Source organism: Nocardioides alkalitolerans, assembly GCA_038184435.1.
In the GTDB taxonomy this organism is placed as follows: Bacteria; Actinomycetota; Actinomycetes; order Propionibacteriales; family Nocardioidaceae; genus Nocardioides; species Nocardioides alkalitolerans_A.
The window spans coordinates 2,430,634-2,446,998 of record CP116227.1; the positions used below are offsets into that span (position 1 = coordinate 2,430,634).

Annotated in this window: 12 protein-coding genes; 2 read left to right on the top strand and 10 right to left on the bottom strand. The window is 73.3% G+C overall.

From position 1 onward, the window contains the following. Window positions 1–87: 87 nt before the first annotated feature. From rpmA to PIR53_11660, 7 genes are all read right to left on the bottom strand, one after another. Window positions 88–342 (bottom strand): 50S ribosomal protein L27, encoded by a 255-nt coding sequence (rpmA, locus tag PIR53_11630; GenBank protein ID WZH50674.1) that lies wholly within the window; start codon window positions 340–342, stop codon window positions 88–90. Window positions 343–387: 45 nt separating this feature from the next. Continuing rightward, on the bottom strand, window positions 388–690 hold the full coding sequence (rplU, locus tag PIR53_11635; GenBank protein WZH54443.1) for a 50S ribosomal protein L21: 303 nt from the start codon (window positions 688–690) through the stop codon (window positions 388–390). 239 nt (window positions 691–929) lie between these two features. Beyond that, window positions 930–2,006 (bottom strand): homoserine O-acetyltransferase, encoded by a 1,077-nt coding sequence (locus PIR53_11640; GenBank protein ID WZH50675.1) that lies wholly within the window; start codon window positions 2,004–2,006, stop codon window positions 930–932. Then, entirely contained in the window at window positions 2,003–3,289 is a 1,287-nt protein-coding gene (locus PIR53_11645; protein WZH50676.1) for an O-acetylhomoserine aminocarboxypropyltransferase/cysteine synthase, read from the bottom strand. Before PIR53_11645 ends, PIR53_11640 begins: the two co-directional genes overlap by 4 nt. 172 nt (window positions 3,290–3,461) lie before the next feature. Beyond that, window positions 3,462–6,899 carry an Rne/Rng family ribonuclease gene (locus PIR53_11650; GenBank protein ID WZH50677.1) on the bottom strand — a complete coding sequence of 1,146 codons (3,438 nt, stop codon included), beginning with the start codon at window positions 6,897–6,899 and terminating at the stop codon, window positions 3,462–3,464. 246 nt (window positions 6,900–7,145) lie between these two features. After that, window positions 7,146–7,868, bottom strand: a complete 723-nt coding sequence (locus PIR53_11655) for a TIGR03936 family radical SAM-associated protein (protein WZH50678.1) — start codon at window positions 7,866–7,868, stop codon at window positions 7,146–7,148. Then, window positions 7,861–9,063 (bottom strand): winged helix DNA-binding domain-containing protein, encoded by a 1,203-nt coding sequence (locus PIR53_11660; GenBank protein ID WZH50679.1) that lies wholly within the window; start codon window positions 9,061–9,063, stop codon window positions 7,861–7,863. Before PIR53_11660 ends, PIR53_11655 begins: the two co-directional genes overlap by 8 nt. Window positions 9,064–9,260: 197 nt before the next feature. Here PIR53_11660 and PIR53_11665 point away from each other — a divergent pair, with 197 nt between their 5' ends. Together PIR53_11665 and PIR53_11670 are read left to right on the top strand one after the other, a co-directional pair. Then, the gene (locus PIR53_11665) at window positions 9,261–9,911 is read left to right on the top strand and encodes a DUF4190 domain-containing protein (GenBank protein WZH50680.1); all 651 of its coding nucleotides are present in this window, start codon (window positions 9,261–9,263) and stop codon (window positions 9,909–9,911) included. Window positions 9,912–9,939: 28 nt separating this feature from the next. Further along, complete coding sequence (locus PIR53_11670; protein ID WZH50681.1) at window positions 9,940–10,725, top strand: DUF4190 domain-containing protein; 786 nt, start codon at window positions 9,940–9,942, stop codon at window positions 10,723–10,725. Window positions 10,726–10,755: 30 nt separating this feature from the next. Here the strand turns inward: PIR53_11670 and PIR53_11675 are convergent, their stop codons facing one another. The 3 genes from PIR53_11675 to PIR53_11685 all read right to left on the bottom strand — a co-directional run bounded on the left by PIR53_11675 (window position 10,756) and on the right by PIR53_11685 (window position 16,328). Continuing rightward, window positions 10,756–12,369 (bottom strand): hypothetical protein, encoded by a 1,614-nt coding sequence (locus PIR53_11675; protein WZH50682.1) that lies wholly within the window; start codon window positions 12,367–12,369, stop codon window positions 10,756–10,758. A gap of 222 nt (window positions 12,370–12,591) precedes the next feature. Next, window positions 12,592–14,607 (bottom strand): TIGR03960 family B12-binding radical SAM protein, encoded by a 2,016-nt coding sequence (locus PIR53_11680; GenBank protein ID WZH50683.1) that lies wholly within the window; start codon window positions 14,605–14,607, stop codon window positions 12,592–12,594. A gap of 95 nt (window positions 14,608–14,702) precedes the next feature. Beyond that, on the bottom strand, window positions 14,703–16,328 hold the full coding sequence (locus tag PIR53_11685; GenBank protein WZH50684.1) for a carboxypeptidase-like regulatory domain-containing protein: 1,626 nt from the start codon (window positions 16,326–16,328) through the stop codon (window positions 14,703–14,705). Between the last annotated feature and the right edge of the window lie 37 nt (window positions 16,329–16,365).

Consider the following 16,365-nt stretch of genomic DNA (forward strand, 5'->3'; position numbering starts at 1 on the left):
GCGGACGGGTGGTGCCAGAAAAGAGGAAGGGCGCCCCGTGACCGGGACGCCCTTCACTCGGATGCTGCGGGGTGGGTGAGCGTCAGCTCACTCGCCCGGGACGATATTCACGACACGACGGCCGCGGCGCGTGCCGAACTCGACCTTGCCCGCCGCAAGGGCGAACAGCGTGTCGTCGCCACCACGGCCGACGTCGTTGCCCGGGTGGAAGTGCGTGCCGCGCTGGCGGACGATGATCTCGCCGGCGTTGACGAGCTGGCCGCCGTAGCGCTTGACGCCCAGACGCTGCGCGTTGGAGTCGCGACCGTTCTTGGTGGACGCGGCGCCCTTCTTGTGTGCCATGAGTTCAGTCCTTCGGTGGAGGAGAGCGGTGGGAGCTCAGGTCTCTCAGAGAGAGATGCCGGTGACCTTGACCTGGGTGTACTTCTGACGGTGACCCTGGCGCTTCTTGTAGCCGGTCTTGTTCTTGTACTTCTGGATGATGATCTTCGGGCCCTTGGTGGCCCCGACGACCTCGGCCGTCACGGAGGCCTTGTCCAGACCGGTCGACGACACGGTCTCGCCGTCGACGACCAGCACCACCGGCAGGGTCAGCGACTCGCCGACCGCGACCTCGGTCTTGTCGATCTCGATGACGTCGCCGACGGCAACCTTCTGCTGCTTGGCGCCTGCGCGCACGATCGCGTACACCGCGGTCTCCTTCGTCATTGCTTCTTCACGCTTCTGTCTGCTGGTGCACCGCACAGCGCGACCTCCGGAGGACCGGGAGCCGTACGCCTAGGGCGGCGCCACGCAGAGAACGGTGCGCAGCGAGCACACCGAGAGTCGATACTACGGAAGCCACGCCGCTTCGGCAAAACGGTGCGACCGGGCCTCCGGTGACGCAGGTGCCATCCTCCCCCACCGGGGCGGCGACGGCCAATCCGGGGTCACGACGCCAGGTGCTCCGCGACCAGCGCGTGGTAGCCGGGCGGCTCCAGCAGGAACGAGTCGTGGCCCCAGGGCGAGGCCAGCTCGTGGTGCGCCACGTCCAGCCCCGCCGCGGCCAGCTCGTCGACGACGAACCGCGAGTGCGACGTGCCGAACCGCCAGTCCGAGTCGAAGCTGACGGCCAGGACCCGCGGGTCGCCCGACGCGACCGCCTTCGCGAACGCCGGGTCGGCGAACGGGTCGAACCGGTCGAGCAGCCGGGTCAGCACGAGGTAGGAGTTGGCGTCGAAGCGCCGCACGAAGGCGTCGCCCTGGTGCTGGAGGTAGCCCTCGATCCCGTCGCGCCCGTACTTCTCCTCGAGGCCCTGCGCCGAGACGTACGTGATGTGGGCCATCATCCGCGCCACCTTCAGCCCCCGGGCGGGCACGACGCCGTGCTCGGCGTACCGACCGCCGTGGAAGTCCGGGTCCGCGGTGATGGCCTCCCGGGCGACGGAGGAGAAGCCGATGTTCTCCGCCGTGAGGCGGGCCGTCGCCGCGACGAGCACGGCCCGCTGCAGCCGCCCCGGCTCGTCGGCGAGCCACTGCAGCACCTGCATGCCGCCGAGGGAGCCGCCGACGCCCGCGTGGACCGCGCCGATCCCGAGGTGGTCGAGGAGCCGGCGGTGCACGGCGACGAGGTCCGCCACGTGGAGCTCGGGGAAGTCCGGGCCGTGGGGCCGCCCGGTCGCGGGGTCGACGGACGACGGTCCCGTCGTGCCCCGGCACCCGCCGAGCAGGTTGGGGCACACGACGAAGAACCGGTCCGTGTCGATCGCACGCCCCGGCCCGATGAGGTTGTCCCACCACCCGCGGCGGGCCGGGTCGCCGTGGTGCCCGGCCGCGTGGGCGTCCCCGGTGAGGGCGTGCGCGACGAGCACGACGTTGTCGCGGGCGGCGGTGAGCTCGCCGTACGTCTCGTAGGCCACCTCGACGTGCCGCAGCACGCCGCCGTCGGTCAGCCGGAGCGGGTGCTCCGGCGTCGCGACGACGGCGTGCCGGGTGGTGACGAGGCCGAGGCCGGGTCCGACGCTCACTTCGCCTGGGCGAGCGCCTGGTCGAGGTCGGCGATGAGGTCCTCCACGTTCTCGATGCCGATCGAGAGCCGCACGAGGTCCTCCGGCACGCCGGCCGCCTCGAGCTCCTCGGGCGTGAGCTGGCTGTGGGTGGTGGTGGCGTTGTGGATCGCCAGCGACTTGGCGTCGCCGATGTTGGCGAGGTGGCTGAAGAGCTGGAGCGCCTCGACGAAACGCTTGCCGCCGTCGCGCCCCGACTTCACGCCGAAGCTGACGAGACCGCCGTACCCCTTGCCGGTGAAGATGCGGTCCGCGACCTCCTTCGACGGGTCGCCCTCGAGGCCCGGGTAGCTGACCCACGCCACGGCGTCGTGGTCCTGCAGGTGCTGCGCCACGGCGAGGGCATTGGAGCTGTGGCGCTCGAGGCGCAGGTGGAGCGTCTCCAGGCCCTGGAGGAACAGCCACGAGTTGAGCGGGGCGACCGCCGCGCCCGTGTTGCGCAGCAGCACCGTGCGCGCCCGGATGATGTAGGCCAGGTTGCCGACGGCCTCGGTCCAGACGACCCCGTGGTACGCACCGTCCGGCTGCGTGAGACCCGGGAAGCGCTCGGCGTGGGCCGCCCAGTCGAAGTTGCCGGAGTCGACGATGACGCCGCCGACGGACGTGCCGTGGCCGCCGATGTACTTCGTCGCCGAGTGCACCGAGACGTCCGCGCCGTGGTCGAAGACCCGCGCGAGGTAGGGCGTCGGGGTCGTGTTGTCCACGATGAGCGGCAAGCCGTGGTCGTGGGCGGCGTCGGCCCAGGCGCGCACGTCGACGACGTTGAGGCGCGGGTTGCCGATCGTCTCGGCGAAGACGAGCTTGGTCTTCTCGTCCACGTGCTGCGCCAGCTCCTCCGGCTTGTCGGCGTCGACGAAGCGCACCTCGATGCCGAACTGCGGGAGCGTGTGGGCGAAGAGGGCGTAGGTGCCGCCGTAGAGCGTCGAGAGCGCCACGATGTTGTCGCCCGCGTAGGTCAGGTTGAGCACCGCGTAGGTGATCGCGGCGGAGCCCGACGCGACCGCTAGCGCGCCGACGCCGCCCTCGAGCTGGGTGATGCGGTCCTCGAACACCGACTGCGTCGGGTTCATGATCCGCGTGTAGATGTTGCCGGGGACCGAGAGGTTGAACAGGTTCGCGGCGTGCTCGGTGTCGTCGAAGACGTAGGACGTCGTCTGGTAGATCGGCACGGCCCGCGCGTTGGTCGCGGAGTCCGGCTCCTCCTGCCCGGCGTGGACGGCGAGGGTCTCGGGACGGTAGGTCATGGCTGCACCTTTCGGGAGGGCCGCTGCTCTGCGGCGTCCGGCAATGTGCAGCAAGCTAGTGGACTTCGGGGGAGGTCGCCCGGGGTGCCCACCTAGCGAAACGGTCTTGACGCGGTCGTGGCCCCAGCGCCGCGTTTCTCTCCGCTGCGCTGGGGCCACGACTCGCGAGGGGTCAGTCCTCGGTGGTCCCGGTGCTCTCCGGCGCCGGCGTGACGGGCTGCCGGGTGCGCGTGACCACCGTGACGGCCGGGGCCGACGGGGCGGTCACCGGCGCAGCGGTCTCCTCCGCGGGGTCGACGGTCAGCACGACCGCCTCCCGCGTCGTCACGACGGTCGCCCGACGCGTCGTGCGCTGGACCGACCGCACGACCGGCTGCTCGGGCTGAGCGGGCTGAGCGGGCTGCTCGGGCTCGGAGAGCTCGACGGGCTCGACCGGCTCCACCGCCGCTGCGGGCTCGTCGACCACGGGCTCGTCGACCACGGGAGCAGGGTGGCCGGAGGCCGCGGCGATGCGCGCGACCGCGGCGATCTCGGCCGGGTTCGGCTTCGCCACCGGGGCCGGCGTCGGGGTGGGCGACGGCTCGCCGTCCCCGCGACCGCGTCCGCGGCGACGACCCGAGCGACGCTCGCCGTCGCCCTGGTCACCGCCACCGTTGCCACCGCCGTTGCCACGACCGCCGCCGTTGCCACCGTTGCCACCGTTGCCGCCACCGTTGCCGCCCTTGGGCTCGATCGGGTGGTCGTGCAGCACGATGCCGCGGCCCTGGCAGTGGGTGCAGTTCTCGCTGAAGGCCTCGACGAGGCCCGTGCCGATGCGCTTGCGGGTCATCTGCACGAGGCCGAGCGAGGTCACCTCGGCGACCTGGTGGCGGGTGCGGTCGCGTCCCAGGCACTCGACGAGGCGCCGCAGCACGAGGTCCCGGTTGCTCTCGAGCACCATGTCGATGAAGTCGATGACGATGATGCCGCCGATGTCGCGGAGGCGGAGCTGGCGCACCATCTCCTCGGCCGCCTCGAGGTTGTTCTTGGTGACCGTCTCCTCGAGGTTGCCGCCGGAGCCGGTGAACTTGCCGGTGTTGACGTCGACGACCGTCATCGCCTCGGTGCGGTCGATGACGAGCGAGCCGCCGGAGGGCAGCCAGACCTTGCGGTCGAGGCCCTTCGCGATCTGCTCGTCGATGCGGTACCGCTCGAAGACGTCCTTGCTGATGTTGGCCGACGGGTCGGGCACGTGGCGCTCGAGCCGCTCGGCCAGGTCGGGTGCGACCTGGTCGACGTAGGTCGACACGGTCTGCCAGGCGTCCTCGCCCTCGATGACGAGCTTGGCGAAGTCCTCCGTGAAGAGGTCACGGACGACCTTGAGGGTGAGGTCGGGCTCGCCGTAGAGCAGCTGCGGGGCGCCGCCCTTGCCCGACGCCTTCGCCTCGATCTCCTCCCAGCGCGCCTTGAGCCGCTCGACGTCGCGGGTCAGCTCCTCCTCGGTGGCGCCCTCGGCGGCCGTGCGCACGATCACCCCGGCGCTCGGCGGCACGATCTCCTTGAGCAGCGCCTTCAGACGCGCGCGCTCGGTGTCGGGCAGCTTGCGCGAGATGCCGCTCGTGGTGCCGTCCGGCACGTAGACGAGGAACCGGCCCGCCAGGCTGATCTGGCTCGTGAGGCGGGCGCCCTTGTGGCCGACCGGGTCCTTCGAGACCTGCACGAGGATCGTCTGGCCCGAGGAGAGGACCGACTCGATCTTGCGGGGCTGGCCGTCCTTGTGACCGAGGCTCGACCAGTTGACCTCGCCGGCGTACAGCACCGCGTTGCGGCCCTTGCCGATGTCGATGAACGCCGCCTCCATCGAGGGGAGCACGTTCTGCACCCGACCGACGTAGACGTTGCCGATGAGGGACGTCTGCGACTCGCGGGCCACGTAGTGCTCGACGAGCACCTTGTCCTCGAGCACGGCGATCTGGGTCAGGTCCTCCTTCTGGCGGACCACCATGACCCGCTCGACGGACTCCCGGCGCGCCAGGAACTCCGCCTCGCTCGCGATGGGGGCACGACGACGACCGGCCTCGCGGCCCTCGCGGCGGCGCTGCTTCTTCGCCTCGAGACGCGTCGATCCCGAGACCGCGGTGATCTCGTCCTCGATCGACCGACCCTGGCGCACCTTGGTGACGGTGTTGTCCGGGTCGTCGTGGGTGCCGCCCGACGCGTCGCCCGAGCGGCGACGGCGACGACGGCGGCGCGACGACGAGCTGCCGCCCTCCTCGCCCTCGCCGTCGGCCTCGGTGGCGTCGTCGGACTCGTCCGCGGACTCCTCGCCCTTGTCGGACGCGTCGTCCTGCTTCGGGCCCCGACCGCCGCCGCCCTGGCCGCCACGACCGCGTCCGCCGCGGTTCGAGCGGCGCTCGCCGCCCTCGCCCTGGGTGTCCGTCGCGTCGTCCGACGCGTCGTCGGTGGAGTCCTCGGCGTCCTCGGCGCCCGACGACGCGGCGTCGTCGTCGCTGTCACCGTTGCCGCCACTGCCGCCGCGACGACGGCGGCGGCCTCCCCGGCGGCGGCGACGCCTACCGGCGCCCGACGACTCGGAGTCGTCCGAGTCGTCGTCGCCGTCGTTCTCGCCGTCGTCCTCGGTGTCCTGCGAGTCCTGGGTGTCCTGCGTGTCCCCGTCGTTCGGCGTCTCGACCTCGGTGGTCGCGGGGGCCTCGGCGGCGACCTCGTCGGCCTCCTCCTCCGTCGGCTCCTCCGTCGGCTCCCCGGTCGCCTCCTTGGTCGGCTCCTCCGCCTCCACGGCGGGCGCCGGCGCAGCGACCTTGCGGGTGCGGCGGCGGGGGGCGGGGGTCGGCTCGGGCGCCTGGAACAGCGGTACGGCGAGGGCACCGCCCGCCGCCGGGGTCTCGGGCTCGGCCGGCAGGTCGACGGGCGCGTCGGCGGCCACGGTCGCCGTCTCGGCCGGCGGGGCCGTCTTCGTGGCGGCGGCCTTCTTCGCGGTGGTCTTCTTCGCCGTCGCGCGCTTCGCCGCGGCCTTCTTCGCGGGCGCGGCAGCGGGCTCCGCAGCGGGCTCAGCGGCGGGCTCGGCAGCGGGCTCGACAGCGGGCTCCGCCGGAGCGGCCTTCTTCGCCGCACGCTTGCGGGTGGCCTTCTTCGCCGGAGCCGGCGCCTCAGCGGACTCCGCAGCCTCCCCGGCGGCCGGCTCGACGACGGCCTCCACAGCGGGCTCGGCAGCGGGCTCGACAGCGGGCTCCGCCGGAGCGGCCTTCTTCGCCGCACGCTTGCGGGTGGCCTTCTTCGCCGCAGCCGGCGCCTCAGCGGACTCCGCAGCCTCCCCGGCGGCCGGCTCGACGACGGCCTCCACAGCGGGCTCGGCAGCGGGCTCGACAGCGGGCTCCGCCGGAGCGGCCTTCTTCGCCGCACGCTTGCGGGTCGTCTTCTTCGCCGGAGCCGCGGCCTCGGCGGGCTCAGCGGGCTCGGCGGCGGGCTCAGCGGCGGCCGCCTTCTTCGCCGCGGTCTTGCGCGGGGCCCGCTTGCGGGGCGCGGGCGCCTCGGGTGCCTGGAAGAGCGCGTCCTGCGGCGTCGCGCCGGCAGTGGTCTCGTCGGGCTGGTCGGACGGGTTCTCGTCGAGCACGGTGCTCCTGTCGGCCCCACGGCGAGCGCAGGGCGAGTCGGTACGCCGCAGCCGGGGTCTCCCCCGCCGCGGGCGCAAAGCCTGTCGTCGCACCGCCGGTGGCGGTGCGCGGCGGGCGGTCGTCGTGCTGCCGCGGTCGCTGACGCGGGGCCGCTGTCACCGACCTCCGAGCCACGTCGCGGCGGCGCGACCGAGCACGCTCACCGTCCGCGAGTATCGCACACGCCTCCGGAGGAGACCGGTTCCTCAGGCGACGGTCGGGGCGAGGGGGTCGCCGACCGTGGACGATGCCTCGTCGAACGGGCCCTGCGCCAGACGCGTCAACCGGGGCGACTCGCCGGGCTCGACGCCGCTGGTGGCGCGCAGCCCGGTGAGGACGTCGTCGGGCCGCACCGCGGGCACGGCGTGGCGCAGCACGAGGTCGAGCTGCGGCGTACCGGCGTCGTCCTCGACGACCGCGAGGCGCACGACGGCGGCGCGGCAGTCGAAGGAGCGGACGCCCTTCTTCGTCATCCGCTCGACGAGCACCTCGTCCGCGGCGAGGAAGGCGGCCACGCCGGCCTCGAGCTCCGCCCGCGGGGTCGAGGTCTCGATGCGCCAGTGGCTGGCCTGCAGCAGGTCGGCGAGGGACCCGCCGGGCGACTCGACCACCTCGACGACGTCGAGACCGTCGGGCAGCGCCTCGTCGAGCAGCGCGTGGACCTCGGCGGGGTCGACGACGGCGGCGAGGGCGATCTCGAGGTACTCCGCCTCGCTCGCCGAGCCCGTCGGCGCGGCGTTGGCGTAGGAGATGCGGGGGTGCGGGTTGAAGCCCGACGAGTACGCCATCGGGATCCGCGCCCGGAACACCGCCCGCTCGAACGCGCGGCTGAAGTCGCGGTGGCTGGTGAAGCGGAGCCGGCCGCGCTTGGTGTAGCGGATGCGGAGCCGCTGGACGGGCGGGGCTTGCTGCTCGGGCTGGTCACGCACGGAGGACAGGGTACGGACACTCCGCCGGGTCCTGCCGCATCGCCGTCGACGGGTAGACGGTGCCGATCCGGGTGCCGTCCAACCAGGCGGTCAGGCGTGCGGCCTCGACCCGGAGCGCCGCCACGGCGTCGGGGCCCAGCGGTTCGAGCGGGCGGACCTCCACGACGCCGTCCGGGTCCTGCACCCAGCAGCCGACGACGCGGCCGTCCCACCACGCGGTCGTGCCGGCGTTCCCGTTGCGGTCGAAGATCGCCGCACGGTGCGGCCCGAGGTAGAAGTCCCGCTCCTTCCAGCCCATGACGGTCGGGTCGAGCACGGGCAGGAGTGCCGCCCACGGCGCGACCGGCGCGGGCACCCCCGCCAGCAGCGGGTCGTCGGCGGCCACCCAGGCGGGGCGCCCGTCCTCGAGCGCCACCGCCACCGCGCCGACGTCGGCGAGCGCGCGCCGTACGACGCCCTTGGTGGCCCCCAGCCACCAGACCACGTCGTCCTCGGTGCCCGGGCCGAAGGTGCGCAGCCAGGCGGCGACGAGCCGCGCCCAGCCCTCGGCGGGGTCGAGGGGCGCCGGCACCTCGTCGAGCCAGTCGCCGATCGCCGTCCAGCGCGGCCGGGAGAGGCGCCAGTGCTGGGTGTTGGTGCCGCGGACGACGTGCGCGGACAGGCCCAGGTTGGTGACGACCCGGCCCGCGAGCTGGCGGACCTCGGCGGGCGCGCCCTCGGTCGTGAGCTCCGGCAGCACGGGCCGCAGCTCCTGCGCGGTGAGGCCCTCCGGCGCCGTCGCGAGGGCGGCGAGCACCCGACGTCGGGCGTCGTCGAGCCAGGCGTGGCCGTCGGACGCGACGCCCAGGACCACCGCGTCCTTGGCGACGCGGTTGCGCTCCGCGGCCAGCACCCGGGCGCTGGCGCTGCCCCACGCGGCCGGCAGGAGGTCGCGGGGGAAGACGAAGAGGGTGCGGCGCATCGCCAGCTGCTTCACGACGGCGCGGGTCTCGTAGAGCTCCACGTCGACGTCCGCGAGCGCCAGGTCCCGCACCCGGGCGTCCAGCGCGAGGTGCACGGTGGCGGGCTCGGTCGCGTGGAGCACCGTCATCGCGCGCACGGCGCCGAGCACGTCGTCGTACCGGTGCTGCGGCGCGACGCCGTGCCGCCGCGCGAGCAGGATGCGACGTTCGTCGTCGGTGACCGTGCGGACCATGGTGGGATCATGGCGCACCCCCGACGAGGGCTGCAGCCCGAGATGCCCCCTGCCGATGGAGCTGGTCCCGCGATGAGCGACCCGCACGACCCCTACCGCCCCGACCTCACCAAGCCGTCGCGGAGGCGGGGCCGCAGGGGTACGGCCCACCCCAGGGCACCAGCCCCTACCCGCCGCAGCAGACCCCCTGGGGCCAGGTGCACCCGGGCGGTGCACCGGCGCAGTGGACGCCGCAGAGCCCGTACGGCGCGCACCAGCCCGCACCGCGCGACGGCGTCTCCCTGACCGGCTTCTTCGTCAGCCTCACCTGCTGCCTCGGCCCCCTCGCCGTGATCCTGGGCCTCATCGGCCTCCGTCGCACCGGGCCGGGACGGCGGGAGGGCCGGTGGGCGGCCGTGTCCGCCCTCGTCATCGGTGGTCTCGGCACCCTCGGGATGGTCATGGCCGTCGTCGGCGGCGTCTGGTTCTGGAACAACACCAAGCTCATCGAGGAGACGTCGGTCGGCGGCTGCTACGACCGCTGGCTGGAGGACTCCAGCTCGGTCCCGCTCCTGGAGCCCCGGGACTGCGACGAGCCCCACGACGGGGAGATGGTCGCCCTCACCGACCAGGCCGAGGTCGACGAGGTGTTCGCGAGCCTCGGCGTCGACCAGGACGAGGCGTCGGGCGACCAGCGTCGGGAGGCGTGCGCCCTCCTCGCCCCGGAGCGGTACCGCGACGCGCTCGGCAGCGACGACGTGCGCGCGCGATTCCTCTCGGACTGGGAGGATCCGAGCGGGTACGACGTCATCGGTTGCTTCGTCGAGGGCGCCGACGGCCAGCTCACCGCACCGCTCGCCCAGCGGTGACCACGCAGCACACGAACCAGGAGCCTTGATGAGCAACCCGTACGAGCCGAACCTGAACAAGCCCGGCGACCAACCGCAGCAGCCGCAGCAGCCGCAGCAGCCGCCGGCGTGGGGGCAGCCGGGCCAGGGCCAGCCGGGCCAGGGGCAGCCGGGTCAGTACGGTCCCAGCTACCCGAGCTACGGCCAGCAGTGGGGCGGGAGCCCGTACGGCGCGCAGCAGCCCACGTCGACCGACGGCATCTCGATCACGGCGTTCGTGCTCAGCCTCACCTGCTGCCTGTCGTTCATCGGCCTCATCCTGGGCTTCGTCGGCCTCAGCCGCACGAAGAACGACCAGCGGAAGGGTCGCTGGGCGGCCGTCTCCGCGATCGTCATCGGCGCCCTCGGCACGCTCGCGGCCCTCGGCACCATCGCGGTCGCCGTGTTCGTCGGGACGAGCGCGATCGATCCGCGCGACGCCGAGGTCGGCGACTGCGGCAACATCCTCAGCGAGGACCGCGACACCATCACGATGACGTCGAAGGACTGCGGGGACCGCCACGACCTCGAGGTGGTCTACGTCGGCACGTTCGACGAGATCGAGGACTCGCAGTTCCTGCCGTCCGACCCCGACGACCTCACCGACGCCGGGATCTCCGCCGGTGTCTGCACCGACCTGATGCCCGCCGAGGACGTCGCCACGCTCGACGAGTCGGACGACGACCTCCGCTACGGCATCGTCACCGAGGACACCTCGCCCAGCGGCGACGAGGCGTTCTTCTGCTACGTCGAGCGCCTCGACGGCGAGAAGCTCGAGGGTTCCCTGCTCGGCTGACCCACCCCCGTGGGGTCAGCCCCCTCGGGGTCACCGGACCGTGATCGTGCGCTCCTGGTTGGCCCCGAGGGCGAGCGGCCCGCCCGAGTAGCCGATCGTCATGCGGTAGGTCCCCCTGGCCAGGGCGGGGAGCGCCGTGCGGTGGGTGCCGCCGGAGAGGGCGCGGGCGCCGGAGTACCAGACCTGGCGGCCGTCGGCGCGGTAGATGCGGATGCCCACCGACCCGGCGGGCCGGGGCACCGACGCCTTCCCGTTGCCGGTGAACGCGGCGCCGACGAGCATCGTCCCGGTCGCTCGCGGGGTCGGCATCCGGCTGATCGAGCTGCCCACGACGGTGGCGCCCTTGTGGACGGCGAACGGGCTCGTCTGGCGGGTGCCGTTGCCCGCACCGCTCGTCGCGAGCACGAAGGTCGCCGTGTAGCGGCCGGGAGCGAGCGCCGCCGGCACCCGGAAGGACGCACGTCCGTGGGTCACGGTGGCCGTCTGCCGGGCACCGACCCCCGTGAGGGTCACCGTCCCGGCCCCGTCCGCCACGCCGCTGACGCTGACGCCCACCCAGGTGGTGGTCGCGTAGCGCTGCCCCGTCGATCCCGCGAACGTGAGCGCGACCGGGGGCACCGGCGTACCCGTCGTCGGCTGGCTCGTCGGCGCGGTCGACGGCTCGGTGGTCGGGACGGGCTCCGTGGTCGGGTCGTCGGTCGGGGGGCTGGTGGGCTCGTCCGTGGGAGGCCCGGTCGGGCCGGGGCACGCGACGACGCTGCCGTGGTAGCTCCGGTCGGTGCTCCCCGAGCGGCTCGTCTCGCTCCACAGCACGGTCACGTTGCTGACGCCGAGGGCGGAGAAGTCGAACGCGGCGGGGGCGCTGGCGGTCCAGCCGTCGATCGTGCCGCCCGCGACCTGGCGCACCCCCGTGTAGGACCGCGTGCCGTCGCCGCGCCGGTAGGACACGTCGGTGAGGCGCACGTCGGTGGCCGTGGGCGCCCAGCGCACCGTGCAGCCGTCGACCGTCGTCGTCGTGCCGCGCGTGCCGGTGCCCAGCACGCAGTCGAAGGTGTCGAGCGGGGCGCTGCTCCACCAGGCGGCGTCGGGGTCGGCGCCGTTGCGGGCGTCGTACGTCGCGGTCGCACCACCGGCGCGGACCGTCGCCGTCGCGCCGGCACCCGACAGCGTGAGGGCGGTCGCGGGGTCGCGGCCCGCCGCGCCGTCGACGTACACCTCGACGGGCTCCGCGAAGCGGCTCGTGAAGGTGACGTCGCAGCCGGTGACCGTGGTGGTGACGAGGTCGTCGGCGCGGGCGGGACCGAGGTACCACTCCCACGACAGCTCCTCCGGCTCGGCCAGGGTGTGGCCAGCGGCGGCGACCGCCTTGAGGTAGACGGTCCCGGCCGTGCCCCCCGACGCGGCCGGGACCGTCAGGCGCCCCGTGACCGGGGAGCCGTTCGCGTCGACGTAGGTCACGCCGGGGACGCTGGGGACCTCGACGGCGTTCCACGCGACGTACGTCGGCGTCGCCGGCCGCACCGCCGCGGGGTCACCGGCCGTCGCGGGTGCCCCACCACCGGCGAGCGCCAGGGCGGCCAGCACGGTCACCACCGTGCCCGTGACCGCTGTGGCGCCTGCCGCGACGCCCGTCCGTGCCCGCATGTCGTGCCTCCCGAGTCGAGGGTCCTCGGCTGGTAGGTCGGCAGGCACGGGGCGATCTGGAGGAGAACGGTGGAACCGGCTCGGACCGGGAGAAGGAAAACGCGGACCGATCGCGAGCTGGTGCAGAAAAGTGCGGCTACGACACCCCGGACGACGCCAGGACGGTCCCAGCCGCACATTTCCAAGGGCGCACCACCACGGCGGCCGGAGCCGAGCCCCCGCTCACACCACCGAGAGCGGCAGCAGCGTGCGTCCGGTGGGGCCGACCTGGATCTCGGTGCCCATCTCGGGGCAGACACCGCAGTCGTAGCAGGGCGTCCAGCGGCAGTCCTCGACCTCGACGTCGGACGACCCGTCGGCCACCGCGAGGGCGTCCTCCCAGTCGGCCCACAGCCAGTCCTTGTCGAGGCCCGAGTCGAGGTGGTCCCAGGGCAGGACCTCGTCGTACTCCCGCTCCCGGGTCGTGAACCACGCGAGGTCGACGCCGGTCCCGGCGAGCGCAGCGTCGGCCGCGGCGACCCAGCGGTCGTAGGAGAAGTGCTCGCTCCAGCCGTCGAACCGGCCGCCGTCGCGCCAGACCGCCTCGATCACACGGCCGACGCGGCGGTCGCCGCGGGAGAGCAGTCCCTCGATCGTGCCGGGCTTGCCGTCGTGGTAGCGGAAACCGATGGCGCGGCCGTACTTCTTGTCCGCCCGCACCGTGTCGCGCAGCTTCTTCAGCCGCTCGTCGGTGGTCTCGTGGTCGAGCTGCGCCGCCCACTGGAACGGGGTGTGCGGCTTGGGCACGAACCCGCCGATGGAGACGGTGCAGCGCACGTCGTTGCGGCCCGAGACCTCGCGGCCCTTGGCGATGACGCGCTTGGCCAGCTCGGCGATCTGCAGCACGTCCTCGTCGGTCTCGGTGGGCAGGCCGCACATGAAGTAGAGCTTCACCTGCCGCCAGCCGTGGGAGTACGCCGCGGCGACGGTCGCGATGAGGTCGTCCTCGGTCACCATCTTGTTGATGACCTTCCGCATCCGCTCGCTGCCGCCCTCGGGCGCGAAGGTCAGGCCGGAGCGGCGACCGTTGCGCGAGAACTCGTTGGCGAGGTTGATGTTGAAGGCGTCGACGCGGGTCGAGGGCAGCGAGAGCGAGACGTTGGAGCCCTCGTAGCGGTCGGCGAGGCCCTTGGCGACCTCGCCGATCTCCGTGTGGTCGGCGCTCGAGAGCGACAGGAGGCCGACCTCCTCGAAGCCCGACTTGCGGATGCCGTTCTCCACCATCGTGCCGATGGTCTCGATCGACCGCTCGCGCACCGGGCGCGTGATCATGCCGGCCTGGCAGAAGCGGCAGCCGCGCGTGCAGCCGCGGAAGATCTCCACCGAGAAGCGCTCGTGGACGGTCTCGGCGAGCGGCACCAGCGGCTTCGCCGGGTACGGCCAGGCGTCGAGGTCCATCAGCGTGTGCTTGCGGACGCGGTGCGGCACGCCGGGCAGCGCGGGCTCGTAGGCCGTGATGGTGCCGTCCGCGCCGTACGCCACGGAGTAGAACTTCGGCACGTAGACGTTGCCCGTGACCGCTAGGCGCCGCAGCAGCTCGTCGCGGCCCGAGAGGCCGAGCTCGTCGTTGCCGGGGCGACCCTGGCCCTTCCACTCCCGCACGACCTCGGAGATCGCGAGCACGACCTCCTCGCCGTCGCCGAGCACGGCGGCGTCGAGGAAGTCGGCGATCGGCTCGGGGTTGAAGGCGGCGTGGCCGCCGGCGAGCACGACCGGGTCGTCCGCGCCGCGGTCGACCGCGTGCAGCGGGATGCCGGCGAGGTCGAGCGCGGTCAGCATGTTCGTGTAGCCCAGCTCGGTCGAGAAGCTCAGGCCGAAGACGTCGAAGGCGCCCACGGGCCGGTGCGCGTCCACGGTGAACTGCGGGATCGGTCCCCGCTCGTCACCGGCGCGCAGCACGGCCTCCATGTCGGGCCACACCGAGTAGGTGCGCTCGGCGACGATCCAGTCGCGCTCGTTGAGCACCTCGTAGAGGATCTGCACGCCCTGGTTGGGCAGGCCGACCTCGTAGGCGTCGGGGTACATGAGCGCCCAGCGCACCGTCGGGCCGGTGCCGGCCTGTTCGCCGCAGTCCCAGTCCTTGACCGTCGAGTTGAGCTCGCCGCCGACGTACTGGATCGGCTTGGAGACGCTCGCGAGCTTCGGCTCGAGACGGGCGAAGACGGACTCGGGGGCGGAGTCGGTCACGGGGGACGGCACGAGGACACCTCGGTGGTCGGGGGCAGGACGACGTCCCAGGGTACGGCGCGCGCCCGGCCCCGGCCTACTCCTCCCGCCCCTGCCGATCCCGTGCGCTACTTCACCACCGTCAACGTGAACGCCGACGAGCCGGACAGCGCCAGGTTGGGCGAGTTCGGGAGGAAGTAGGCGCGCAGCGCGTAGGACCCGACCTTGAGCTTCGGCAGGGTGAGCGTGACGGCCGTGCCGGCCTGCGCCGCCGTGACCGCGACCTGGCCGACGACGGCGGTGCCGCTGCGCACCTGCAGGACCCCGCTCGCGCCGCCGGGCAGCCCCGGCACGGTGAAGATCGCCTTCGGCTTGGCCTGCTGGGCGGTGGTCACCGTCGACGGCGACACGCCGCCGACGACCTTGGTGGCCAGCTTCGCCACCTGGCGCGCCGCCGACCGGGCGGTCGCGGTGCCGCCGTCCTCGCCGGTGGCCCGCACGTCGACGGCGAGCGACTGGTTCGCGTCCCCGACCTTGACCACGTAGGTCTTCCGGGTCGCACCGGCGATGGGCTGGCCGTTCTTCAGCCACTGGTAGGAGAACTCCAGCGCGTCGGAGTCCCACCCGCCGTCGGTCGCCGTCAGGGTCTGCCCGTACGCCGCGGTGCCGGTGACCGTCGGCGCCCCCGTGTTGAGCGGGACCACGGGGTCGGTGAGGCTGATCGCCGGGATGCGCACGAAGCCGGTGCTGGGCACGACCACGTGGTTGCCGGGACCGGGCGTCCCGGGGAAGGAGGCGGAACCGCCGAGGTAGCGGCGCCCGTAGCCCTCCTTCTCCACGCCGATCGTGATCGTGCTGCCGGGCGGGGCGTAGACCGTGTAGGTGCCGATGGAGGACGACGACGTGACGTCCTCCTCGTCCCAGACGCCCGAGGGGTACTGGCGGTAGGCCACGACGTCGACGTCGGAGGCCCCCTCGCCGTCGATCGTCACCTTGCCGCCACCCCCGGGCGAGACCGGGAGCGTGAAGGTGCCGACCGCGAGGGAGCCGCTGGTCGGGACGGTGCGGGAGTTGTCCGACGTCGGCGACGGGCCCAGGTCGCCCGTGCCGCCCAGGTAGCGCGTCTGCAGGCTCCGCTTGCCGACCCGGACGCTCATCGGCAGCCCGGGCGGGGCGTCCACCGGCAGCGAGAACGAGCCGCCGGCGGTCGTGGTGACCGTGTCGTCGGGCTCCCAGTGGTCGCCCTGCCAGAGCAGGGTCTGCACGTAGGCACCGGACACGCCCGCGCCCGCGGCGTCCTTCGCGACGCCGCTGAGCACCGGGCGCAGCGGGAGTTTGACGTTCCACTTCAGGGGCGTGCTGCCGCTGCCGCCGCTGCGGAACTGCACGACGCCCGGGTCGGTCCACGTGGTCGGCTCGGTGAAGATCTCCGGGCCCCACGCCGTACGGCGCGGCACGGCCACGTCGGAGTAGTCGGCGTAGATCACGTGGTAGACGCCGTACGTCGGCACCGACAGCGAGTAGGTCCCGTCGTCGCCGGTGACGACGGACGTCAGCGCGTCCCACTCGGTGGAGGAGCTCCACCGGGCGAGGGTGACGTCGATGCCGGCGATGGGCGAGCCACCCGGCGTGGTGACGGTGCCGCTGATCGTGCTGACGCCCGCAGCGCGGGCGGGCGACACGAGCGCCCCCAGCGCGAGGAGCGGCACGACGAGCGCCACGACGGTGAGCAGGACGCGGAGACGGTTGCGCATGGGTCACTCCCTCGGGACGGCAGCCGCATCATGCGCC